The sequence below is a fragment of the Streptomyces sp. NPDC002754 genome (assembly GCF_053592315.1).
Window position 1 is genome coordinate 45,604 of the sequence record NZ_JBSFVM010000034.1, and the last position, 24,222, is coordinate 69,825.

General features: G+C 69.2%; 14 protein-coding genes and 1 pseudogene. 9 read left to right on the forward strand and 6 right to left on the reverse strand.

What is annotated here, in order from left to right:
• The first annotated feature begins 66 nt into the window (after window positions 1–66).
• The 4 genes from ACWD2L_RS36070 to ACWD2L_RS36085 are packed head-to-tail and all read left to right on the forward strand — an operon-like array spanning window position 67 to window position 5,156.
• Window positions 67–1,428: an extracellular solute-binding protein gene (locus tag ACWD2L_RS36070; RefSeq protein ID WP_351333317.1), complete on the forward strand. Its 1,362-nt coding sequence runs from the start codon at window positions 67–69 to the stop codon at window positions 1,426–1,428.
• A gap of 21 nt (window positions 1,429–1,449) precedes the next feature.
• Window positions 1,450–2,400, forward strand: coding sequence for a carbohydrate ABC transporter permease (locus tag ACWD2L_RS36075; RefSeq protein ID WP_351333320.1), 951 nt, complete (start codon window positions 1,450–1,452; stop codon window positions 2,398–2,400).
• Window positions 2,401–2,402: 2 nt separating this feature from the next.
• Window positions 2,403–3,296: a carbohydrate ABC transporter permease gene (locus tag ACWD2L_RS36080; protein ID WP_351333322.1), complete on the forward strand. Its 894-nt coding sequence runs from the start codon at window positions 2,403–2,405 to the stop codon at window positions 3,294–3,296.
• Window positions 3,297–3,338: 42 nt separating this feature from the next.
• Window positions 3,339–5,156 (forward strand): glycoside hydrolase family 2 protein, encoded by a 1,818-nt coding sequence (locus ACWD2L_RS36085; RefSeq protein ID WP_351333325.1) that lies wholly within the window; start codon window positions 3,339–3,341, stop codon window positions 5,154–5,156.
• Between the two features lie 73 nt (window positions 5,157–5,229).
• Here the strand turns inward: ACWD2L_RS36085 and ACWD2L_RS36090 are convergent, their stop codons facing one another.
• The 6 genes and pseudogenes from ACWD2L_RS36090 to ACWD2L_RS36115 form a co-directional block, all read right to left on the reverse strand.
• On the reverse strand, window positions 5,230–6,426 hold the full coding sequence (locus ACWD2L_RS36090; RefSeq protein ID WP_351333328.1) for an exo-alpha-sialidase: 1,197 nt from the start codon (window positions 6,424–6,426) through the stop codon (window positions 5,230–5,232).
• A 175-nt stretch (window positions 6,427–6,601) separates the two neighbouring features.
• Window positions 6,602–7,471: pseudogene (locus ACWD2L_RS36095) on the reverse strand (IS5 family transposase).
• 181 nt (window positions 7,472–7,652) lie between these two features.
• Window positions 7,653–8,210 (reverse strand): FAD-dependent oxidoreductase, encoded by a 558-nt coding sequence (locus tag ACWD2L_RS36100; RefSeq protein ID WP_351333330.1) that lies wholly within the window; start codon window positions 8,208–8,210, stop codon window positions 7,653–7,655.
• Window positions 8,211–8,296: 86 nt separating this feature from the next.
• Window positions 8,297–9,247 carry a TauD/TfdA family dioxygenase gene (locus tag ACWD2L_RS36105; protein ID WP_451193210.1) on the reverse strand — a complete coding sequence of 317 codons (951 nt, stop codon included), beginning with the start codon at window positions 9,245–9,247 and terminating at the stop codon, window positions 8,297–8,299.
• Window positions 9,248–9,288: 41 nt separating this feature from the next.
• The gene (locus ACWD2L_RS36110; protein ID WP_351333333.1) at window positions 9,289–9,501 is read right to left on the reverse strand and encodes an MbtH family protein; all 213 of its coding nucleotides are present in this window, start codon (window positions 9,499–9,501) and stop codon (window positions 9,289–9,291) included.
• Between the two features lie 33 nt (window positions 9,502–9,534).
• Window positions 9,535–11,454, reverse strand: a complete 1,920-nt coding sequence (locus ACWD2L_RS36115) for an ABC transporter ATP-binding protein (RefSeq protein ID WP_351333353.1) — start codon at window positions 11,452–11,454, stop codon at window positions 9,535–9,537.
• A 313-nt stretch (window positions 11,455–11,767) separates the two neighbouring features.
• Between ACWD2L_RS36115 and ACWD2L_RS36120 the strand changes: the two genes are divergently transcribed.
• The 5 genes from ACWD2L_RS36120 to ACWD2L_RS36140 form a co-directional block, all read left to right on the forward strand.
• Window positions 11,768–12,958, forward strand: coding sequence for an efflux RND transporter periplasmic adaptor subunit (locus ACWD2L_RS36120; protein WP_351333336.1), 1,191 nt, complete (start codon window positions 11,768–11,770; stop codon window positions 12,956–12,958).
• A complete protein-coding gene (locus tag ACWD2L_RS36125; RefSeq protein WP_351333338.1) occupies window positions 12,955–13,665 on the forward strand; it encodes an ABC transporter ATP-binding protein in 711 nt (236 codons plus the stop codon). Before ACWD2L_RS36120 ends, ACWD2L_RS36125 begins: the two co-directional genes overlap by 4 nt.
• Complete coding sequence (locus ACWD2L_RS36130) at window positions 13,662–14,855, forward strand: ABC transporter permease (RefSeq protein ID WP_351333340.1); 1,194 nt, start codon at window positions 13,662–13,664, stop codon at window positions 14,853–14,855. Before ACWD2L_RS36125 ends, ACWD2L_RS36130 begins: the two co-directional genes overlap by 4 nt.
• Window positions 14,856–15,022: 167 nt before the next feature.
• Complete coding sequence (locus ACWD2L_RS36135) at window positions 15,023–15,511, forward strand: hypothetical protein (RefSeq protein ID WP_351333343.1); 489 nt, start codon at window positions 15,023–15,025, stop codon at window positions 15,509–15,511.
• A 214-nt stretch (window positions 15,512–15,725) separates the two neighbouring features.
• The coding region (locus ACWD2L_RS36140; RefSeq protein WP_451193214.1) for an amino acid adenylation domain-containing protein at window positions 15,726–24,222 on the forward strand (8,497 nt) is incomplete at its 3' end.

Genomic DNA, 24,222 nt, shown 5'->3' on the forward strand with positions numbered 1-24,222 from the left:
AGGGCCACCTCGGCAGTGGTCCGCCGCCGGGTCCCACACGCGTGTCCGGCCGTCGAAAGGTCAATGATGACTGCGCGACCCCCTGTCACCGCTCCACCTCCGGCGTCCGCCGCCGGCCGTTTCTCCCGCCGTCGCCTGCTGGGCGCGGGCATGGCCGGAGCGGGCGCGCTGCTCGGCGCGGGCTCGCTGTCCGGATGTGCCTCCCCGGCCTCGGCCTCCGGCTCCACCGCCCTGAGCGTCTGGGATCTGTTCCAGGGCGGCGACGGCCTGCTGATGGACGACATGATCAAAGCCGTTTCCAGAAGTGGACGGGGCTTCGACGTCGACCGGACGATCCTGGACTGGGGGCCGTCCTACTACACCAAGCTGGCCATGTCGGCCGCCGGCGGCCGGTCCTCGGACGTCGCGGTGCTGCACCTGTCCCGGCTGGCCGGTTACGCCCCGGGCGGCCTGCTCGACCCCTTCGACCTGGACCTGCTCGCCGAGTTCGGTGTCACACAGACGGACTTCACCACCGCGGTGTGGAAGCGGACCCAGCACGACGGGTCCGTCTACGCGATCCCGCTGGACGTCCACCCCTTCATCGTCTTCTACGACAAGGACGCCGCCGACAAGGCGGGCCTGCTCGACTCCTCCGGAGAGCTGGCGCCCATGGGGTCGCCGGAGGCCATGCTGGACGCCGGTAAGGCGCTGGCCGAGGCGACCGGCCACGCGGGCATCGTGTTCGGACACATCAACGACACCGCGCAGAACTGGCGCCTGTTCGCCGCCCTCTACGCCCAGACCGGCGCCGCCTTCACCCTCCCCGAAGGCGGCCCGCCGCGGATCGACGTCGATGCCGCGACCCGGGTCGTGTCGTTCATGCAGCGGCTCTTCGACGGCAAGACCAATCCCAGGAACCTGGACTACTACGCGGGTCTCACCATGTTCACCTCCGGCCGCGGCGGCATGGCCATGCTCGGCGAGTGGGAGCTGCCGACGCTGAAGGAGTCCGACATCCGGCTCGGCGCCGCGCCCTTCCCCCAGGTCTTCGACCGGCCCGCCGTCTACGCGGACAGCCACAGCTTCGTCCTCCCGCACCAGAAGGCACCCGATCCGGCCCGGCGGCGCGAGGCGCACCGGTACGTCGCCGAGATGGTGAAGCAGAGCCTGACCTGGGCGAGCGCCGGCCACATCCCGGCGTACCAGCCGGTGCTCGCCAAGCCGGCGTACGCCGCCCTGAAGCCGCAGGCCTCGTACGCGGATGCCGGGAAGGTGGCGGTCCTCGATCCGCCGAACTGGTTCACGGGGGCCGCCTCCAGTTTCCAGGTCGGGATGTGCCAGCCGCTCCAGTCGGCGCTGCTGGGCGACATCACCGCCGAGAAGGCGGTGCGGCTGATGGTCCGCGAGGCGGACACGTTGCTGAAGCAACCCAACCCGGTGGCCTGACGAGTCGAAGGAGCCATTCCCATGACCACCACCGCACCCCCCGGCACCGGTCCGCAGACCAGACCGGCGCCCCGCCGCGCCGACCGCTCCCGCCGCACCGGACGGCGGCGCTCCCTGAGCGCCCCCGGCTCGGGCCTGGTCTTCGTCCTGCCGTTCCTCCTGCTGTTCGTCCTCTTCCTGGTGTGGCCCATCGTCCAGGGACTCTGGATGAGCTTCACCGACTCCTCACTGACGCTGCGCGACACGGCCTTCGTCGGCTTCGACAACTACGTCGAGGCCTTCGGTGATCCGGACGTCTGGAGCAGCCTCGGCAACACGGTCTTCTTCACCGCCGTCTCCAGCGTGCCGCTGATTCTTGTCGCGCTGGCCATGGCGCTGCTGGTGCACAGCGGAATCGCCGGGCAGTGGGCCTGGCGGCTGGCGTTCTTCGCCCCTTACCTGCTGCCGGTGACCGTGGTGACACTCATCTGGTCCTGGCTCTACCAGCCGGACCTGGGCTTCGCCAACCAGCTCCTGGGCACGCTCGGCATGGAGCCGGTGGGCTGGCTCTCCGACGAGTCCGTCGCGATGTGGGCGATCGCCGCGCTCACCGTCTGGTGGACGGTCGGCTTCAACTTCCTGCTCTACCTCGCCGCCCTCCAGTCGCTGCCCACGACCTTCGACGAGGCCGCCGCGCTGGACGGCGCAGGGGCGTGGCGACGGCTGTGGTCCATCACCCTGCCGCAGCTCCGCCGGACCACGGGACTCGTGGCCATGCTCCAGATCCTCGCCTCGCTCAAGGTGTTCGACCAGATCTACATCCTCACCAAGGGAGGCCCCAACAGCTCGACCCGTCCCATCCTCGAATACGTCTACGACGTCGGCTTCACCGGCTACCGGCTGGGCTACGCCTCGGCCGTTTCCTACCTCTTCTTCGCGCTGATCATCATCGTCTCGCTCGTGCAGCTCCGCCTCTTCCGCCCGGAGGACTGACCGTGTCCGCTTACTCAACGCCCTTCCAGTCGCGGCGTCCCCGGGAGGCGGCCGGCTCCCCGCTCCTCCTCGGCCACGGGCGGCTGCCCCGAGCCCTGGCCGGGACCGCGCTCGTCGTCCTGGCGGCCGTCTGGCTGCTGCCGTTCGTGTGGGCGATCGCCACGTCCGTACAGAGCGAACAGGACGTCTCCAAGCCCGGACTCTCCCCGTTCAAGGGCGCCTTCACCCTGGACGCGTACCAACAGATCCTGGAACGCGGGAACGTGCCCGTCTGGGCCTTCAACAGCGTCCTCATCGCGGGCCTGGTCACCCTCGTCACGGTGGCCGTCTCCACGCTCGCGGCGTTCGGCTTCTCGCGCGGCACGTTCCGCGGGCGCCGGGCCCTGCTCGCCGTCACCGTGGCCGCCATCATGGTCCCGCCGCAACTGCTCATCGTGCCGCTGTTCAAGCAGATGCTGCTCTTCGACCTGGTGGACACCTACGCGGCAGTCATCCTGCCGCAAGTGGTCGCCCCCATGATGGTGTTCATCCTCAAGCGCTTCTTCGACGGCATCCCCCAGGAGCTGGAGGAGGCGGCCCGCATCGACGGAGCCTCCGAATTCCGAGTCTTCTGGTCGGTGATCCTGCCCCTGTCGCGGCCGATCGTGGCCGCCGTGGCGATCTTCGTCTTCATCGGGGCGTGGAACAACTTCATGTGGCCGTTCATCGTGACCAACGACTCGGACCTGATGACCCTCCCGGTCGGTCTGGCCACGGTGCGGGACTCCCACGGCGTCCAGTACGTACCGGGGATGGCGTCCGCGCTGCTGGCCGCGCTGCCGCTGATCGTGGTGTTCCTCTTCTTCCAGCGCCGCATCGTCAACTCCGTGGCCACCACCGGCCTCGGCGGTTCCTGACCCCACTTCCCACCGACACCCCATCGATCGACTGGAGCATGTGTGCCCACTCACTCCGTACCGCGCCCGGAGTACCCGCGACCGCAGTTCACGCGCCGCGACTGGCTCAACCTGAACGGCGCCTGGCAGTTCGAGCGCGACCGGGGGGACAGCGGCCTGGAACGAGGTCTCCTCGGCCGGGAACTGCGCGACGAGATACTTGTTCCCTTCCCGCCCGAGTCCGAGCTCTCGGGCATCGGTGACACGGACTTCCTCCACGCCGTCTGGTACCGGCGGACCGTCACCCTCCCGCCGGAGTGGGCAGGGCGGCGGGTGCTGCTGCACTTCGGCGCGGTCGACCACGACACCACTGTCTGGGCGAACGGCGAGGAGGTCGCCCGGCACCGGGGCGGCTTCACTCCGTTCACCGCCGACCTCGGCGACATCACCCGCGAGGGCGCGGAGCTCGTCATCACCGTCCGGGCCCGCGACCCCAGGTCCGGCCCGCAGGCACGCGGCAAGCAGGCCGTCCAGTACGCCAACCACGACTGCAACTACACGCGGGTCACCGGCATCTGGCAGACCGTGTGGCTGGAGCCGGTGCCGGAGACGCATCTGCGGAGACCTCGGATCACGCCGGACCTCGCCGGTTCTGCCTTCCTCCTCGAACTACCGCTGTCCGGTAACCGGCCCGGCCACCGGGTGCGCGCCGTTCTGACCGATGGCGACGGCGAGGTGAGCCGGGCCGAGGCACGTGCGGACCTGGACCTCGCCCCGCGCCTGCACCTGCCGGTGCCCGAGCATCGGCGCCGCGAGTGGGGCCCGGACGACCCGCACCTGTACGGCCTGCGCCTCGAACTTCTCGACGCCGGCGGGGAGGTGGTCGACAGCGCCGAAAGCTACGCCGGACTGCGCGCCGTCGGACTACGGGGCAAGGCCGTCCTGCTCAACGGTCGACCGGTCTTCCAGCGGCTCGTTCTCGACCAGGGCTGGTACCCGGACGGGCTGATGACCGCGCCGACCGATGGGGCACTGATCCGTGACATCGAACTGGCCCTGGCCGCCGGCTTCAACGGGGCCAGGCTGCACCAGAAGGTCTTCGAGGAGCGCTTCCTGCACCACGCCGATCGCCTCGGCTACCTCGTCTGGGGCGAGTTCGGCGACTGGGGCTGTGAGACCGGCGGCTCCTCGGGCGACAACCAGAAGCCCGACGCTTCCTACGTCGCCCAGTGGCTGGAGGCCCTGGAACGCGACTACTCACACCCCTCGATCATCGGCTGGTGCCCGTTGAACGAGACGTATCAGAAGCTGCACGACCGCATCACCCAGCTTGACGACGTCACGCGGGCGATGTTCCTGGCCACCAAGGCCATGGACACCACCCGGCCGGTGATCGACGCGTCCGGCTACGCCCACAGGGTGGCCGAGACCGACATCTACGACGCTCACCACTATGAGCAGGACCCGGCGGCCTTCCGGCAACTGATGTCCGGGCTCGCGAAGGGCGAACCGTTCGTCAACGCCCACGAGAGCGGCGCGGCCTATTCACTGCCGTACGCGGGGCAACCGTACTTCGTCAGCGAGTTCGGCGGCATCTGGTGGGATCCCGAGGCGGCGGCCGAGCTGTCCGGCGAGGACCGGACGCAGTCCTGGGGTTACGGCGAACGGGTCCGGGACGAGGGCGAGTTCCACGCCAGGTTCAGTGGCCTCACCGAGGCGCTGCTGCGCGATCCTGACATGTTCGGCTACTGCTACACCCAGTTGACCGACGTCTTCCAGGAACAGAACGGTGTCTACCGCTTCGACCGCTCCACCAAGCTCGATGTCGCCCGGATCCGCGCAGCACAGACGCGACCCGCCGCCATCGAAGAGCAGGGGTGACGGTGTGACGCTGTGACGGGGGCCGCGGTCGTGACCGTGGCCCCCGTCGTTCACGTCACACCCGTCACACCCGTCACCGAGGAGTGATGGCGCCGGTGGCGAAGTACGGCTTGCACACCGTGCCGTCGAAGTCCGTGGCGATCTGGAGAACCTGTCGGCCGTCCGCCGAGGGCAGCAGCGGGGAGCTGTAGTTCTCGCAGTAGTTGACCTGAGGGTCGGACACGTTGACCGGTGCTTCCATCTCCGACCAGGGCCCGCTGCCGTTCTGCGTGTTGGCGAGGATCGTCCGTCCGCTCTCCGCGGCGACACTGCCGTCCTTGTTGAGAAGGCGCTGTCCGATCAGTAGCAGTCGCCCGTTCGCCGCGCCGTCCGGTGCGGGTGCCCAGGCGATGGTCGGCGTGGCGCGGAAGTACTTGCCGTCAGCGGTCTCGGGGCGGACGCCGAGGTCGGTGACGTTCCCCCAGTTCCAGCCGTCGGCGGAGGTGCGGTAGTGCACCACGCACTGGTACTGGCCGCCGGGGGTGCAGATCTCGTAACTCATGAAGTAGGTGCCGTTGGGCAGCTTGCGCACCAGTGGCATGCCGGGCCGGTCCGTCTGCAGGGCACTGGCCACGGTGTCGTGACGCTCTTGCCAATGGATGCCGTCGTAACTTCGCGCGGCCGCCAGTTTTTGACTGTGAGCAGAGTCCGTCTCGTCGGCGTAGTGGCAGACGAGGGCGCCGTCCGCGGCGATGGAGAACTCCGGTTCCCACAGGCCGCCGGTGCCGGTGGCGACGGCGCACGACGACAGGTGGGACCAGGTGCGGCCCACGTCGTCGCTCCGCCAGATCCGCAGCGCCATTCGACGGTCCTGCTCGTCCTGGCCGGCTGCGGAGGCCCAGAGCAGGGTGCCGGCGGGCAACTCGCCAACCTGCTGCGGGAGTTCGAACAGGGTGGTGCAGCAGAGTCCCTGGCCGGCAGCCGAGTCGGGGTCCGAGACCCGGCCGACCTCGTGGAACGACGCGCCGTTGTCGGTGCTCTCGTGGATGGCGCCGACGCCGTTGTTCCCGTCGAAGGTGGTGACGCCGGCGAGGATGCGGCCGTTCGCGGCACCGCTGTGGGCGAGCCGGACGGTGCGCGGGTAGAGCCCCGTGTCGTCACGCAACGGTGTACCTGTGGCTGTGACGGAGTGGTCGGCCTTCGCCGCTGGGGCGGGCGAAGTGGGAGGCGACGCGACCGCCTGGGCGGTGAGCACCGTGCCGAGCAGCGCCATCAGGGCAAGCAGTGCCACGTGGGAGCGAAGACGTCTAAAGGTGTGGAGCAGGTAGAGCGTCAACACCGTTCTCCTTTTCAGTGGAACTTCCTGCGGAACTTCCTGGGGACGAAATCCGCGCCAGGCTAGAGCCGGATGTACATCGATGTAAACAGCGGGGAGGCCGGGAATCGCTGTGGCATCAGAGGAGGTTTCATCTCGGACGGGGTGTCTCATCCTGAGGGGTGGGGTTTCTCCAGGTTAGGACGGTTTCTCCGGTGACCCGGCGGGCCATGGTGTCGATCATCGCGAGGTAGATCATGGCTCCGGAGCTGGCGGGCAGGGCCTCGTAGTCGCGGGCGAGTCGGCGGTGCAGCATGATCCATGCCGAAGGTTCGCTCGACTGGCCAGCGGTGGGGAATGGGGTCGAATCCCCTGCTCCCAGGCTTGCGTTGGACGATTTCAAGGCCGATGCCGAGGCGGCGGCGCTTTCGACGAGGTGCTGGCGGTAGCCGCCGTCGGCCCAGATCTTGCGCAGTCGCCGCAGAGTTCGGGAGGTGTGCTCGATCAGGGGCATGCCGGCGGTGGAGTCCTGCACACTGGCGGTGGTGACCAGGACGGACAGCAGCATGCCGAGCGTGTCGGTCAGGATGCTGCGCTTTCTGCTGACGATCTTCTTCGCGGCATCTGTGCCCTGAATGGCCAGCGGGACGGTGTGTCCGGTCTTCACGCTCTGCGCGTCCAGGGCCCCGGCACTGGGCTCGGAATTCCGTCCGGCCTGCTCGCGTAGCTGGTGCCGCAGCAGTCCGTTGAGTTTGGCGAAGACGCCTTCGTCGCGCCAGTACGCAAAGTAGTGGTAGGTGGTCTCCCAGGGCGGGAAGTCATGGGGCAGGTAGCGCCAGGGTATGCCGGTGCGGTCCACGTACAAGATCGCATCGAGCAGGTCTCGCAGGGTGTACTTCGGCGGGCGTCCGCCGGGGATGCCGGCCTGGCGGCGCTAGGTGCGCCACTCGGTCAACACCGGTTCCACCAGGGCCCACCGGTCGTCGGTGAGATCACTGTCGTAGGCGCGGCGTGTGCCCATGTCCTTGGCATACCGCGTTGCGGAACCCTCGGCCAGGGGCCGGACGGGTCCCGCCCATTTCCGTGCGATACCAGGCTTTTGTGAATGAGGCAGGCGTGGAAGCTGATATCCACCCCAAAGGTGCATTCCTCATCGCCACCTTGGCATCCTCGCGTCACGCCAGCCACTGATACCACATCCGTCACTCTGGCAGCCCGTCAAAACCTGGACACTCCAGCAGAATCCGAGATGAGACCTCCTCTGAGCTACCGAGAGGCCCTGCCCTCGTGCGCGCGTAGTGGCCCTCGTGGTCGTCGTGTGAGGAGCCGACGGCGACGTACGAATATGAGCTGAGCGCGAGGGGCTCGCTACCCCAGCGAGTGATCCGGTAGACGGCGGGGCCGGGGACGGCGGCGCCGTAGAATGCGCGGAGCGAGTCGAGCACCGGGGTGACGAGTTGGTTTATCGGCACCCGCAATGCCGGCCACCTTGAGGCCGACAACCCCGCGCCCGGCTTCCATCTGCTGCGCGCAACCGCCACGAGCGGCCGCCCACATCCGCGAAGCGCATGGGAGCAACCCCCACCAGTACGGAGAGCGCAAGGAATCGAATATGAGCGCAGCGCGACATGGCGGTACTCGTAAAGGATGCCACCGAGTCGGTTGTGTCGGCGAACGCTGAGAGAGGTTGTCCGCTCCGGGTCGGTGACCGGTTCCGGTAGAGCTCGAAGCGGCGCGGCTTGGCCGAGCGTCCGGTCCATCGGCGCCGTTTCTCGGATCTCCCTACGGCAGCAGGGTGTTGGGGGCAGGCCACTTGACCTCTGCCGCCCGGTCCGACGAACGGCCGTCAGGTGTCCGACATCGCCACCAGGACGCGCCGGGTCCCTTCGAACGGGCGTCGGCCATGGGCAAGCAGGACGTTGTCGATGAGCAGTACGTCGCCGCTCTGCCAGTCGACGTCGACGGCGCTCCGCAGCCCGCGGTCGATGATCTGCTCGATGTACGCGTCGGGGATCGCGGTCCCGTCGGCGAACGTCACGTACTGCGGGAATTCGTTGGGCGTGAGGATGTCGTACAGCTCGGCGGAGGCCTCGTCCCCCAGTCCTGCCGGATGCCACTGGTCGGCCTGGTTGAACCAGACCTCGGCGCCGGTGACCGGGTGCTTGGTGGTCGACGGGCGCAGCTGGGTGACGCGCAGACCGTCCGGGCCCCACTCCCAATCGGCCCGCGAGTGCCTGAGGAACTCCTCGACCACCGCGCGGTCGTCGGTTTCGAAGGTGTCCTGCCAGCTCTTTCCGAAGCCGAACCCGTCGTGCAGGTTCTGGACGTAGCGGATGCCGCCTGCGAACGCGTCGCGCACCTCGGCGTCGAGCGAGTCGAGCCAGAGCTGCCCGTCGAGCACCGGAGTGGCGCCGCCCGACTCCGCCGCCTTCTCGCAGTAGAAGGTGAGCCGGGTCGGCCAGCGATGGGCGTAACTGAGCTCGTTGTGCATGGAGATGGTGTACTGCTGCGGGTACTCGGTCGAGGTGTAGAGATTGCCGCCCACTTTGGTGCGCGGCGAGTTGCCGTGCACGTACGGCAGGCGGTCCGGCACCAGCCGGGAGAGCACAGGCTCGATGGTCTCGGGCGAGACGCCGAAGCCCCTGAAGATGAGCGCCTTGTGCTCGGTGAGCAGCTCGGCGAGACCGTCGGCGCCCAGCTCGTCGAGCCGATCGACGAGGGCGGACGCACCGGCCTCGTCAGCGCTTGTCTCGTACGGCCGCCAGGCACCACTGCCTGACTCAACGGTGTCCAACACGTCCTCCAAAAGCGCGTCGTGTCTTTGGGGTGTGACCGCGGTCAATTCCCCTTCATGGCCTCGATCAAGCTCTTGGGCCGCATATCGGTCCACGACTTCTCGATGTATGCGAGGCACTCTTCCCGAGCGGCCTCTCCGAATACGGTCTGCCAGCCGTCGGGCACATCCACGAAGACGGGCCACAGCGAGTGCTGGTTTTCGTCGTTGACCAGGACCACATAGTTTGCGTCAGGGGATTCAAAGGGATTCGCCATCTTGCTGACCTCTTCTCTTGGCGGCGAGCCGGGTTAGATGCCCGCCTTGTTCGCGACATTCTTGGGTGTGCCGTTCGAGTGCTGACCCGCGAATTGCGTGCGGTAGAGCTCGCTGTAGAGCCCGCCGGCGGCGAGCAGGTCCGTGTGGGTTCCGCGTTCGCGGATCCGGCCGCCATCGAGAACGAGGATCTGGTCGGCTTCCAGGATGGTCGACAGCCGGTGGGCGATGACCAGGGACGTGCGGCCCGCGAGGGCAACGTTGAGAGCCCGCTGGATCGCCGCCTCGGACTCGGAGTCCAGGTGCGCGGTGGCCTCGTCGAGGATGACGACCGGCGGTGACTTGAGCAGGAGCCGGGCGAGGCTGATGCGCTGCTTCTCACCACCGGAGAGGCGGTAACCTCGGTCGCCGACCACGGTGTCGAGACCGTCGGGCAGTGACGAGATCGTCTCCCAGATCCGGGCCGCCTCGCAGGCCTCGACGAGCTCCTTCTCACTGGCGCTCGGCCTGGCGTACAGCAGGTTCACCCGGATCGTGTCGTGGAACAGGTGCGCGTCCTGAGTGACGACGCCGACCGTGTCGTGCACGGACCGCATGGTCAGATCGCGTACGTCGTGACCGCCGACGCGTACCGTCCCGGAGATGGTGTCGTACAGCCGGGGGACCAGGCTGGTGACCGTGGTCTTGCCGGCGCCAGAGGGGCCCACCAGCGCGGTGAGCTTGCCGGCCGGCGCGTGGAAGCTCACCTCGTTCAGGACCATCGCGTCGCCGGCCCGCGCCGGCGTGCGCAGCGCGATCGACTCGAGCGAGGTAAGGGACACCTCGTCGGCGGCCGGGTACCGGAAGGAGACCTCGTCGAACTCGATGTCCGGGGCGAGGCCTTCGTCGAGCGGGAGCGGCCGGGCGGTGGGGCGTTCGTCGACGAGCGGCTTGAGATCCAGCACCTCGAAGACGCGGTCGAAGCTGACAAACGCGATCATGACGTTGACCTGCATGTTGGACAGCTGGTTGATCGGTCCGTACAGCCGCAGCAGCAGTGCGACCATGGCGACGAGGGTGCCGATCTGGAGCGTGCCGTGGATGGTCAGCACGCCGCCGAGGCCGTAGACCAGTGCGGTGGTCAACCCGGCGATCAACGTGGCGATGAGGACGAGAACGCGCCCCCAGACGGCTGTCCTGATCGCGACGTCACGGACCTCGACCGCCTTCTGCGTGAAGCCCTCGGACTCGTCCTCGGGGCGGCCGTAGAGCTTGGCCAGCATCGCGCCCGACACGTTGAACCGCTCGTTCATCAGCGAGCCCATGTCGGCGTTCTGGCGCATGCCCTCGCGGGTGAGCCGCTGCAGTCGGCGGCCGACGAGCATGGCTGGAGCCAGGAAGAACGGGATCATCACGAGCGCCGCGAGAGTGATCTGCCACGACAGGTAGAACATCGTGATCAGCACGAGCACGAGGGTCAGCAGGGTCGACAACGTCTGCGACAGCAGCGTCGTGATCGCTCGCTGTGCGCCGACCACGTCGGTGTTGAGCCGGCTGACCAGGGCTCCCGTCTGGGTGCGGGTGAAGAAGGCCAGTGGTTGCCGCTGGACGTGCTCGAACACCTGGCAGCGCAGGTCGCAGATGATGCCCTGGCCGACCCGTCCGGAAAACCAGGTCTGGGTGAAAGCGGCCAGCACTTCCACCAGCGACAGGGCGGCGACGAGCAGGGCGAAGCCCACCACGAAGCCTTCCCGGCGCTGCGCAATCCCGTCGTCGATGATTATCTTCAGCAACAGCGGGCTCGTCGCCGTGATGGCCGAACCGGCGACGGTCGTCAGCATGACTACCGCCAATGACCAGCGATATCGCAGGGCATAGGGAACGATGCGTCGCACCGTGCCCGGCTTGATCTTCTGTTTGGTGATCGACTTGTCTGCGCCGAGCGGCATCAGACCCATGCGCGGGCCGCCCATCATGGCCACGGAATCCTCCTCTTGTCGCGGTCCCAAGCGGCACGGGTGGCCGATGCGTCAGTGACCGTACCGGCGGAGTCCAAGCGCGTGAAAGCCTGTGCTGTTCAACTACGGCGCGGCCACAGTTGAACAGCACGGCCGTCGGCGAAGGCCGCGGGATAAGGCGGCGGTTAAGGTTCCCGCTCACCGTCGGGAAACCTGCCGCAATCCAATCTCTAAGGCATGCAGGTACTTTCCGATCCCGTGGCCATGAAGGCCGTCGTCCTCGCCCTCGGCCCGACGTGCCGTGCCGAGCGGCACACGTGGAGGCTGAATCATGTTCGAGTCTGAGACCACGGCCCAGGCGCGGGTTCCCGAACAGGAACAGGAACAAGAGCTGGAGCTGGAACCGAAGCCGGCCCAGGAGTACGAGGAGGAGCCGCCGCCGACGGGGCGCCGGCGCGTGCCCTGGAAGACGCTGAGCGTGCTCGTGGTGCTGGCGGTGGGCGCCGCAACCGCGGTGTATGTGGTGGGGCGCGACGACGACAGTGCGCCCAAGCAGCAGCTGTCGTCGCTGCCGACGAAGCCGGTGCTCCGTACGAATATGGTCAACACCAGTGAGATCGACGGGACGTTGGGCTATCGAGGCCGATACACAGTGCTCGCCGAGAGTTCGGGACGGCTCACGTGGCTTCCCTCGAACGGTGATGTGATCAAGCGGGGCGAGCGGGTCTTCGAGGCGAACGGCCGTGCCGTCCCGCTCATCTACGGGTCGGTGCCACTGTGGCGGGACCTGAAGGTCGGGGTGTCCGACGGACGCGACGTGCTGGAACTCGAACGCAATCTGCAGGCGCTCGGCTACGGCAGCTACCTGGCCGTGAACGAGGAGTTCAGCTCGGCCACAAGGTCGGCCGTGAAGGAGTGGCAGGAGGATCTCGGGGTCACCGAGAACGGCGTCGTGAAGCCGGGTGAAGTGGCGGTGCAGAAGGACGCGATCCGGGTGACCGAGGTCAAGGCGCTGCCGGGCGCCCCGGCCAAGGGCAACCTGTTCACCGCCAGCAGCACCGGGCGGTGGATCACGGTGGACGTACCGGTCAGTGATCAGGACATCGCCAAGAAGGGCGCGAAGGTCCGAGTGACACTGCCCGGAAAGAAGACCGCCCAAGGACACATCGTGTCGGTCGGCAAGGTGGCGACCGCGGGTAGCAGCAACTCCCAGTCGCAGACCGGGCAGGGCACGCAGGACGCCACCATCCCGGTCTACATCGAACTGGACAAGCAGAGCAGCGCGGGGGACCTGGACAAGGCGCCGGCGACGGTCGGCTTCACCAGTACCGAGCACAAGGACGTCCTGGCGGTACCGATCAACTCGCTGCTGGCCGCCGGCAGCGGCTACCGGGTGAAGGTGGTGAGCCCGCAGGGGAAGGTGCGCTCCGTGCGGGTCGAGCTCGGCATCTTCGACGGGAACAACGTCGAGGTGAAGGGCGACCTCCGCGAGGGCATGAAGGTGCAGGTGCCGCGCTCATGACCGCAGGGATCGAGGCCGTACAGGAGCCGGCCGCGGTCATCGCCGTGGAGGAGGCGAGCAAGGTCTACGGCGGCAACGTGCGGGCTCTGCACCGGGCATCGCTCACCATCCGATCCGGTGAACTGGTGGCCATCGTGGGCCCCTCGGGGTCGGGCAAGTCGACGCTGCTGAACCTGATGGGGACGCTGGACCGGCCGAGCTCGGGTCGCGTCCTCATCCACGGACACGACGTGGCCACGCTGCCCGACCGGCGGCTGTCGGCGGTACGGGCGCACTGGATCGGGTTCGTCTTCCAGCAGTTCTTCCTGACCCCGCACCTGTCCGCCCTGGACAACGTCGCGACCGGCCTGCTCTACCACGGCCTCTCCCTCCGGGAGCGCCGGCTGCGGGCGAAGGCGGCGCTGGAGCGGGTGGGTCTCGGCCACCGTCTGTACCATCGTCCGCAGCAGATGTCGGGCGGCGAGAAGCAACGGGCCGCGATCGCCCGGGCGGTGGTGGGGAACCCGCCGCTGCTGCTCGCCGACGAGCCGACCGGAAACCTCGACTCGGCATCCGGGGCGGGGGTGCTCGAGCTGCTCAGCGAGCTGAACCGGGATGGCACCGCGATCGTGGTGATCACCCATGACCTGGACGTCGCGGCCGCGCTGCCGCGGCGCCTGGAGATCCGCGACGGCCGAGTCCAGGCCGATACAGGGGTGTTGACATGAGGGAACTGCCCGAGACGTCCCGACTCCGCGGAAGGGACCTGATCGCGGTCGGCCTGGACGGACTGCGCGGCCGGCCGCTGCGGGCCGTGCTGTCCGCGCTGGGCATCGCCATCGGGGTGGCCGCCATGGTCGCGCTGGTCGGCCTCAGCAGCGCCAGCCGGGCCGGACTGATGGCCGAGATCGAGGAGATGGGCACCAACCTGCTCACCGCCAAACCCGGTACGACGCTGAGCGGCGACACCGCGAAACTCCCCACGGACGCGGAGGGCATGGTCTCCCGCATCCCCGGCGTGACCGGCGTGTCCGGGATCGGCCTGGTGGAGGACGCGACCGTTCGACGCACGGACAAGATCTCCTCGGCCAAGACCAGCGGCGTCGCCGTCCAGGCCACCCGTACCAACCTGCTGAAAACGCTCAGCGGCACGGTGCGCTCCGGCGCCTTCCTCAACTCCGCCACCAGCCAGTACCCGTCGGTGGTGCTCGGCTCCGACGCCGCCGACCGGCTCGGCATCGACCGAGCCGACGCGAACGTGTATATCGGCGGCCAGTGGTTCCTGGTCGTCGGCATCCTCGACGAGCTGCCGCTCGCCCCCGAGATCGACCGCTCGGCCCTGGTCGGCTGGCCCTACGCCGCCCGCCTCGGGTTCGACGGACACGTCACCTCCCTGTACGAGCGGTCCACGGACGCGGCCGTGTCGTCGGTGCGCGACGTGCTGGGGCGCACCATCAACCCCAAGAACCCGGAGGAGGTTCAGGTCAGCCGCCCCTCCGACGCGCTCACCGCCCAGGCCGCCGCGGAGGAGACCTTCAACGCACTGTTCTTCGGCCTCGGCGCCATCGCGCTGCTGGCCGGAGGCGTCGGCATCGCCAACATCATGGTGATCTCGGTGCTTGAGCGGCGGCAGGAGATCGGGCTGCGAAGGTCGCTGGGCGCGACCCGCGGCCAGATCCGGATGCAGTTCCTCACCGAGTCGGTGAGCCTGTCGGCATTCGGCGGGGCCGCCGGCGTGGTCATCGGACTTGCCGCCTGCCTCGGCTACGCCCTCTACCGCGACTGGCCCCTGACCCTGCCCGGCCAGGCCATCGCGGGCGGCGCCCTGGCCGCCGTCGCGATCGGCGCCGTCGCCGGCATCTACCCCGCCCGCCGCGCCGCCGGCCTCACTCCCACGGAGGCCCTCGCCACCACCTGACCGACGACCGACAACCCCCGGCCGGTCGTCAGGGTGCCTCCGCGTCCGCTCATGGGCGCGGAGGCACCCGTTTTCCGTGTGCTGCTCCGGCTGCGCGCTCGCTGTAAGAGTTCGGTTAACGCCGACGGTCACCGGGGCGAAACCTGGTGGCAGCCATGCTGATGAGCATGAAGAAACTCAACCTCATCGCGGTGGTATTGACGGCCACCGCCATGTTCGGACTGACCGCGTGCGGCGACGATTCATCCCCGAAGAAGGCCGCGCCCTCAGCGGGGGACGCCGATTACGACCGCATGCAGAAGTTCATCAAGTGCATGGCCGAGCAAGGGGTCGACGTTCCGGAACCCGCCCCGGATGAGGGCGGGGACAAGGACAGCAATATCGAGAAGCCCGACGGCGGTTCCAAGGCGAAAGCCGAAGCGGCACGGGCGGCCTGCGCGAAGTACGCCCCCAGCGACGACATCAACGAGGACATCACGGAAGCCGACAAGGACCTGGCGCTGAAGAAGGCCGAGTGCCTGCGCGGCAAAGGCGTCAACGCCAAGGACCCCAAGCCCGGGACCCTGGACGTCACCGTCGAGGGCACCGTGGACAAGGACAAGCTGGCCAAGGCCTTCAGCGCCTGCAACAAGAAGGTCGGGGCCGACGAGGGCTGACGGTCGCCGGTCACCGCTCCGCCCTCGCCGATGGGGCGGAGCGCGCGCCGTTCAACTGAGCCATCCGCGCAGTTGAACACGGGTCGTCGACCCTATTCAGACACTCCTTGCTCATATTCCCCGCATGGGCTGGAATGGCCGAGCCGGCTGGGGCGGTGCGTTACGCCTGGGTGGTGTTACGGCGTCGCATTCGAGCTCCTGGGGAGAGACATCGATGATCCCGTTGTCGTTCGCGCAGCGTCGGCTCTGGTTCTTGGCCAAGCTGGAGAATTCGGGTCTCACCTACAACAACGTCATTGCCTTGGCAATGCACGGCCCGTTGGATGTCGCGGCATTGAGCGCGGCTCTACGGGATTTGCTGGTGCGCCATGAATCGCTGCGCACCGTCTTTCCCACCGTGGCCGGCGAACCTTACCAGCGAATCCTCGAACCGGGGAATCTCCACTGGGAGTTGGACGTGCGCCGGGCGGCGCCCGAGGACGTGGACGAAGCCAGGGCGGAAGCGGCCGGCTGTGCCTTCGACCTGGCATCTGAAGTGCCCATCCGCGCGACCTTGCTCGGCACGGCGCCCGACGAGCACGTACTGATCCTGGTCGTCCACCACATCGCCACCGACGCCTCGTCCCACCGCCCGCTGGGGCGCGACCTGTCGACGGCGTACGCGGCGCGGGCGCGCGGCGAGGCACCGTCATGGGAGCCGCTGCCGGTGCAGTACGCCGACTACGCCGTGTGGCAGCAGGAGTTGCTGGGGGAGAGTGCCGACCCGAGCAGCCGCCTCTCCGTCCAACTGGACTACTGGCGGCGCACTCTGGCGGGAGCGCCGGAGGAACTGGCACTGCCCGTGGACCGGCCGCGTTCGGCGGCGCCGGGCCAGGCGGGCCACCGGATCCCGCTGCGAGTCCCGGCGCCCACGCACGTACGGCTCGCCGACCTCGCGCGCGCCGAGGGCGTGACGGCGTTCATGGTGCTGCAGGCCGCTCTGGCGGTGACACTGTCCCGGCTGGGCGCCGGACACGACATCCCCATGGGTGCGGCGGTGGCGGGGCGCACCGACGAGGCGCTGAATGATCTCGTCGGGTTCTTCGTGAACAGCCTGGTCATGCGTACGGATCTGTCGGGAGACCCGGACTTCCGACAGGTGCTGGCCCGGGTCCGCCGCACGAGCCTGGACGCGTTCGCGCATCAGGACGTGCCCTTCGAGCGGCTCGTCGAGGAATTGGCCCCCGGGCGATCGCTGTCCCGACACCCCCTGTTCCAGGTCATGTTGACCGTGCAGAACACGGCCGGCGCGGTGCTCGACCTGCCCGGGGTGGCCGTCGAGCCGCTCCCGTCGAACATGTCGGTGGCCAGGTTCGACCTCGATGTGATGATCGAGGAGGTGTTCGACGAGCACGGCCGCCCCGACGGCCTCGCGGGCGTCGTCATCGGAGCCGACGCCCTGTTCGACGCGCCCACGGTGGCCGGCATCGCGCAGCGGCTCATGCGGGTGCTGGAGACGGTGGCCGCCGACCCGGACATCCCGCTGCACGCCGTGGACGTGCTCGACTCCGAGGAACGCGACCGCCTTCTCGTCGAGTGGAACGACACCGCGACGGATCTGCCGGGTGATTCGGTCCTCGCGTCCTTCGAGCGGCGGGTCGAGCGGACACCCACCGCCACCGCCGTCCTCGACGGCGGCCGCACGGTCGACTACGCAGAACTCGACGCGCGTGCGCGGCAGTTGGCGGGTGCGCTGGCCGGGCTCGGCGTGGGCGTCGGTGCGGTGGTGGGATTGTGCCTGCCGCGGAGCGTCGACGCGGTGGCGGGCGTCCTGGCGGTGTGGAAGGTGGGCGCCGCCTACCTGCCGATCGATCCGGCGAACCCGGCCGAGCGGGTCGGCTTCGTGCTGGCCGACAGCCGGGCCGTGGCCATGGTGACCACCGAGGACATCCTCGACGCCCTGCCGGTGGTGCGCGTGCCCGTGATCGCCGTCGACGCCCTCGACACCGCGGTCGTCGGCGACATCGGGCCCGCGTCGCCCGGCACCGCGGAACTGGCGTACGTGATGTACACGTCGGGGTCGACCGGCCGGCCCAAGGGCGTCGCGATCACCCACGGCGGACTCGCCAACTACGTGAACTGGGCCGCCGAGGCCTACGACATGGGTGACGGCGGCGCCGTCCTGTACTCGTCACCGGCGTTCGACCTGACCGTGACGAGCCTGCTGGTGCCGCTGGTGGCCGGCGCGGCGATCTCGGTCAGCGAGGACGGCGGAGTCGAGGGACTGGCCGAAGTGCTGCGCTCCGGCGGCGGGTTCGACCTGGTGAAGGTGGTCCCGGCACACCTCCCGATGCTGGCCCAACTGCTGCCTGCCGAACAACTGGCGCGCGCTGCGCGGCGCTGGGTGGTCGGCGGTGAGGCACTGCCGTCGCAGGCGGTGTCGTCCTGGCTGGAAGCGGCGCCGGACGCGGTGGTGGTGAACGAGTACGGCCCGACCGAGACCGTCGTCGGCTGCTCGATTCACGAGGTGCGGGCCGGCCGACGAATCGAGGGCGCGGTGCCGATCGGGCGGCCGATCGCCAACACGCGCCTGTACGTGCTGGACGACGGACTCGCCCCGGTGCCGGTCGGGGTGCCAGGAGAGCTCTACGTCGCCGGGGACGGCCTGGCACGCGGCTATGTGGGCCGCGCGGGCCTGACGAGCGAACGATTCGTGGCCTGCCCGTTCGGTTCCGGTGAGCGGATGTACCGCACCGGCGACCTGGCCAAGTGGATCTCCGACGGCGACCTGGTATTCCTGGGCCGCGCCGACGACCAGATGAAGATCCGCGGGTTCCGCATCGAGCCCGGCGAGGTGGAAGCGGTCCTGCGCACCCATCCCGCGGTGGCGCGGGCCGCGGTCGTCGCGCGGGAGGACACCCCGGGAGACGTACGGATGGTGGCCTACGTCGTCCCCGACGACGAAGGCGCCCCGCTCGACGGCGATGCCCTGCGGGAACTGGTGGCGCGACAACTGCCGGACTACATGGTCCCGACAGCCGTGGTGCCCCTGCACGACCTGCCGCTCACCGGTAACGGCAAGCTCGACCGCAAGGCGCTTCCGGCCCCCGACTACGCGAGCGGCGCCGGCGCGGGGCGCACGGCGACGACCGCCCAGGAGGAGCTCCTCTGCGGGGCGTTCGCCGAGGTGCTGGGCCTGGAGACGGTGGGTCTTGACGACAGCTTCTTCGAACTCGGCGGGCACTCCCTGCTCGGCGTACGACTGCTGTCCCGCATCCGCCTCGTGCTGGGCGCGGAGCTTCCGCTGTCGGCGCTGTTCGAACGGCCCACGGTCGCCGGCATCGCCGAGTGCCTCGCCGAGACCGGCGCGGTCCCGGTACGGCTGGAGTTGACGGCCGGGCCCCGCCCCGAACGGCCGCCGCTGTCGTTCGCGCAGCGCCGGCTGTGGTTCCTCGCCCAGCTCGAAGGCCCCAGCCCGACCTACAACACCACCGCAGCGATCCGCCTCACGGGCGGCCTCGACATCCCCGTGCTCGCGGCGGCACTGCGGGACGTCATCGCGCGCCACGAACCACTGCGCACCGTGTACCCGACCGCCGACGGCGAGCCGTTCCAGCGCATCCTCGACATGCAGGACCTGGAATCCTGGGACCTGGCGGTGCGCCACGTCGACGCGGCCGGTGCCGCCGAGGCGGTGACGCGGGCCACCCGGCGCGCATTCGACCTGGCCGAGGAAGTGCCGTTCCGGGCCTCGCTGTTGCGGGTCGCCGAGGACGAACACGTACTGGTGCTTGTCCTGCACCACATCGCCAGCGACGGGTGGTCGCTGGCGCCACTCGGACGTGACGTGTCGGCGGCGTACACGGCGCGGGCACGGGGTGAGGCGCCCGCGTGGACCCCGCTGCCGGTGCAGTACGTCGACTACGCGCTGTGGCAACGGGAACTACTGGGCGACGAGTCCGACCCGGACAGCCTGCTGGCGACGCAGATCGAGTACTGGCGGCGCACCCTCGCCGGAGCCCCACAAGAGCTGACGCTGCCCACCGACCGGCCGCGCCCGGCGGTGCCCAGCCGCCGCGGGCACCGGGTGCCGTTCCAGGTGGGCGCCGAGATCCACCAGCGGTTGGTGGATCTCGCCCGCGCCGAGGGCGTCACCTCGTTCATGGCCCTGCAGGCCGCGTTGGCGGTGCTGCTGTCCCGGCTCGGCGCCGGCCACGACATCCCGATCGGCATCCCGGTCGCCGGACGTGCCGACGCGACGCTGCACGACTTGGTGGGAAGCTTCGTCAACACCCTCGTGATCCGCACCGATCTGTCCGGGGACCCGGAGTTCCGGGAGGTCCTGGCACAGGTCCGGGAGACGAGCCTCGGGGCCCTCGCACATCAGGACGTGCCGTTCGAGCGGCTGGTCGAGGAACTCGTCGAAACCCGGTCGCTCGGCCGGCACCCGCTGTTCCAAGTGATGCTCACCGTGCAGAACGTCGAACGTGCCGAACTGGACCTGCCCGGCGTCCACATGGCGAGCGCCGGCACGAGCGACGTGGACACCGCGGCAGCGCCTGCGGCGCGCCACGACCTGCACTTCACCGTCGGTGAGACCTTCGACGACCAGGGACGCCCCGCGGGACTGCGCGCACTGGTGACCCTGGCCGAGGACCTGTTCCACGCCGAGACGGCGCACCGGATGGCCGCCTGGTTCGTACGGGTCCTGGAGACGGTGACCGAGACCGCGAACACGCCGCTGCACGCGATCCAGGTACTCGACGCCCACGAGCGGCACCGCCTGATCCACCAGTGGAACGACACCGCGGCGACCGGGCCGCGACCCGCCCTCACCAGCCTGTTCCTGGACCAGGTGGCCGCGACACCGGACGCGACGGCCCTCGTGGCCGACGGCACCGAGGTCACCTACCGCGAGCTCGACGCGTCCGCGGACCGACTCGCCCGACACCTCCGCGCCCTGGGCGTCGCCGATGAGTCCGTCGTGGGACTGTGCGTGCCCCGCGGCATCCAGATGATCACGGCGATCCTGGGCGTGTGGAAGGCCGGTGCCGCATACCTGCCCCTCGACGCCCAACTGCCGCCCGAACGCCTCGCGTTCATGGTCGACGACAGCGGCGCGCGCGTGGTGCTCGTGGACCAGGACTCGGATCCCGCGAGCTTCGCGGCACCGGCGGGGGTGCCCGTAGCGACGATCGACGAGGCACTGCACCCTGCGGATCCCACTGGGCCCGAACCGGCCGCGCCGGTCGTGACGGCACCCGCCGGCCTCGCCTACGTGATGTACACCTCGGGCTCGACGGGCGCACCGAAGGGTGTCGCGGTCACCCACGGAGCGCTGGCCAACTACGTGGCCTCCGTCTCCGAGCGGCTCGACTGGACCGGCGAGGGTGCACGATACGGACTGCTGCAACCGCAGGTGACCGACCTGGGCAACACGGTGGTCTTCGCCAGCCTGGCCACCGGAGGGCAGCTGCACGTCCTGGACGCCGAAGCGGTGACCGACCCGGTCGCCGTGTCCGCGTATCTGCGCGAGCACCGCATCGACCACGTCAAGGCAGTGCCGTCACACCTGGCGGCGCTGGCCGCGGACGCGGGCACGGGCGCCGTGCTGCCCGCCCGCTCCCTGGTGCTCGGCGGCGAGGCGGCCCCCGCCGCCTGGACGCGTGACCTGGTCGCGGCGGCCGCCGAACGGCGCGTGTTCAACCACTACGGGCCGACGGAGACCACCATCGGAGTGGCCACCGCCGAGTTGTCACCCGCGGCCCTCGCCGAGGGCGTCGTCCCGATCGGCACACCCATCGCCAACACCCGCCTGTTCGTCCTCGATGACGCGCTCGCCGCGGTACCGACCGGGGTCGTCGGCGAGCTGTACGTCGCCGGCGCCGCGCTGGCACGCGGCTATGTGGGACGCCGCGCGCTGACGGCGGAACGCTTCGTGGCGTGCCCCCACGGCGTCGGCGAACGGATGTACCGCACCGGCGACCTCGTCAAGCGGACCGCCGACGGCGACCTGGTGTTCGTAGGCCGCGCCGACACCCAGGTGAAGATCCGCGGCTACCGCGTCGAACCCGGCGAGGTCGAGGCCGTCCTGGTCCAGCACCCCGCCGTCTCCCGCGCCGCAGTGATCGCCCGCGCGGACGGCGCGAGCGGCGACCGTCTCGTCGCCTACGTCGTGCTCGCCGAAGGCGCGTCCGGCACCCGGGACCTGCGGGAGTTCGTGGCGGCGCGGCTGCCGGAATACATGGTGCCCGCGGTCGAAGTGGCTCTCTCCGAGCTGCCGTTGACCGAGAACGGGAAACTGGACCGCACGGCGCTGCCCGACCCCGACGACGGCACGGCCGTCCACCACGACCGGGAACCGTCGGGCGCGACCGAGACCGCGCTCTGCGAGATCTTCGCCGAGGTCCTCGGCCTGGACCGGGTCGCAGTGCATGACAGCTTCTTCGACCTGGGCGGACACTCCTTGCTCGCGATCCGGCTGCTGTCCAGGATCCGCTCCAGGCTGGGCGCGGAAGTCAAGATCAGGACGCTGTTCGAGGCACCGTCGGTGGCGGACCTCGCTGCCCGAGTCGAAGGCCCCCGCAGCGACCGGACCCGCCTCCCACTCCGAGCGAGTACACGCCCGGAGTGCCTGCCGCTGTCCTTCGCGCAACAACGCCTGTGGTTCCTCGGCCGGTTGACCGGACCCAGCCCGACCTACAACATTCCCCTGGCCATCCGATTGACGGGCACCCTGGACGTCCCGGCACTGGCGGCGGCACTGCGGGATGTCATCGCGCGCCACGAACCGCTGCGCACCGTCTACCGCTCCACCGACGGCGAGCCGTGCCAGCAGATCATCGACCCGGACGAACTCGACTGGCGCCTCACGGTGACCGACGTACAGCCCGAAGCCCTGACCGAGGCCGTCGCGCAGACCGCGAGCTACGCCTTCGACCTGTCGGCGGAGCTGCCGATCCGAGCATGGCTGTTCGACCTGGGAGCGGACGAGCGGGCCCTGGTCCTGGTCGTGCATCACATCGCCACCGACGGCTGGTCGCATGCCCCGCTGGGCCGGGACCTGTCGACGGCGTACGCGGCACGGCTGCGGGGGGACGCTCCGGTGTTCGCGGCGTTGCCGGTGCAGTACGCGGATTACGCGTTGTGGCAGCGGGAGTTGCTCGGGCAGGAGTCCGACCCGAGCAGCCTTCTGTCGCAGCAAGTGGCGTACTGGCGCCGAGAGTTGGCCGGTGCCCCGGAGGAACTGGCGCTGCCGGTGGACCGGCCGCGTCCCGCGGTGGCGAGCCAGGTCGGTCACCAGGTGCCGCTGCGGGTGCCGGCGGAGGTGCACCAGCGGGTCGTCGACCTCGCGCGCGCCGAGGGCGCGACCCCGTTCATGGTCCTTCAGGCGGCGTTGGCGGTCACCCTTTCGCGTCTTGGTGCGGGGACGGATGTTCCGGTGGGTTCGGCGGTTGCCGGTCGTACGGACGAGGCGCTGGACGACCTCGTCGGGTTCTTCGTGAACACGCTGGTGGTGCGGACGGATCTGTCCGGTGATCCGGAGTTCCGTGAGGTGCTGGGGCGGGTGCGGGAGGCGAGCCTGGGCGCGTTCGCACATCAGGAAGTGCCCTTCGAGCGGCTGGTGGAGGAACTGGCACCGGAGCGCTCGCTGTCCCGACACCCGCTGTTCCAGGTGATGCTGACGCTCCGAAACCTCCAGAGCGCCGCCCTCGACCTGCCCGGCGTCCACGCCGAGGCGCTCGACGGATCAGGGAACGCGGCACGGTTCGACCTGGAAGTCCACCTCCGCGAGACCTTCGACGACCAGGGACGCCCGGACGGGTTCGAAGGATCGCTGAACGGCTCGGTGGACCTCTTCGACGCACCTTCGGTCGAGGCGATCGCGCAGCGGATGGCGCGGGTGCTGGAGCTGGTGACGGCGGTTCCGGGTGTGCGGTTGCATGCGGTGGAGGTGCTCGGTGCGGGTGAGCGGGAACGGGTTCTGCACGAGTGGAATGACACGGCGGTTGCTGTTGATTCGGTGACGTTGGTTGATTTGTTTGAGGAGCGGGTGGTGGCTGCTCCGGGTGCGGTGGCGGTGGTGTTTGAGGGGGTGGAGTTGTCGTATGCGGAGTTGGATGCGCGGGCGGGGCGGCTGGCGCGCCATCTGAGGTCGCGGGGTGTGGGTGCGGGGTCGACGGTGGCGGTGGTGTTGGAGCGCGGCGTCGAGTTGGTGGTTGCGTTGGTGGGGGTGCTGAAGGCGGGGGCTGCGTATTTGCCGGTGGATCCGGGGTATCCGGTGGAGCGGGTGGCGTTGTTGTTGGAGGATGCGGCGCCGGTGGTGGTTTTGGATGACGCCGGGGTGGTGGCGCGGCTGTCGACTGCTGATGCCTCGGGCGACACGTATAGGGCTGCTTCACTGGATGCGCGGCAGCCGGCGTATGTGATCTATACGTCGGGGTCGACGGGGCGGCCGAAGGGTGTGGCGGTCTCGCACCAAAGCATTGTGAACCGGCTGGTGTGGATGCGTGATCACTTTGCGCTTGGTGCGGGTGATCGTGTGTTGCAGAAGACGCCGGTTGTTTTTGATGTGTCGGTGTGGGAGTTGCTTGGCACGTTGGTGTGGGGTGCGACGCTGGTGGTGGCCCGTCCCGGGGGGCATCGGGATCCGGGTTATGTGGCGCAGCTGGTGCGTGAGCAGGGCGTGAGTGTGCTGCATTTCGTGCCGTCGATGCTGGATGCGTTCTTGG

Excerpts from the sequence above, each read along its gene's own strand:
- ACWD2L_RS36110 (WP_351333333.1), bottom strand. The coding sequence starts at position 9,501 with ATGGCGAATCCCTTTGAATCCCCTGACGCAAACTATGTGGTCCTGGTC.
- ACWD2L_RS36070 (WP_351333317.1), top strand. The coding sequence starts at position 67 with ATGACTGCGCGACCCCCTGTCACCGCTCCACCTCCGGCGTCCGCCGCC.
- ACWD2L_RS36100 (WP_351333330.1), bottom strand. The coding sequence starts at position 8,210 with ATGGACCGGACGCTCGGCCAAGCCGCGCCGCTTCGAGCTCTACCGGAA.
- ACWD2L_RS36115 (WP_351333353.1), bottom strand. The coding sequence starts at position 11,454 with ATGATGGGCGGCCCGCGCATGGGTCTGATGCCGCTCGGCGCAGACAAG.
- ACWD2L_RS36120 (WP_351333336.1), top strand. The coding sequence starts at position 11,768 with ATGTTCGAGTCTGAGACCACGGCCCAGGCGCGGGTTCCCGAACAGGAA.
- ACWD2L_RS36075 (WP_351333320.1), top strand. The coding sequence starts at position 1,450 with ATGACCACCACCGCACCCCCCGGCACCGGTCCGCAGACCAGACCGGCG.
- ACWD2L_RS36130 (WP_351333340.1), top strand. The coding sequence starts at position 13,662 with ATGAGGGAACTGCCCGAGACGTCCCGACTCCGCGGAAGGGACCTGATC.
- ACWD2L_RS36135 (WP_351333343.1), top strand. The coding sequence starts at position 15,023 with ATGAAGAAACTCAACCTCATCGCGGTGGTATTGACGGCCACCGCCATG.
- ACWD2L_RS36125 (WP_351333338.1), top strand. The coding sequence starts at position 12,955 with ATGACCGCAGGGATCGAGGCCGTACAGGAGCCGGCCGCGGTCATCGCC.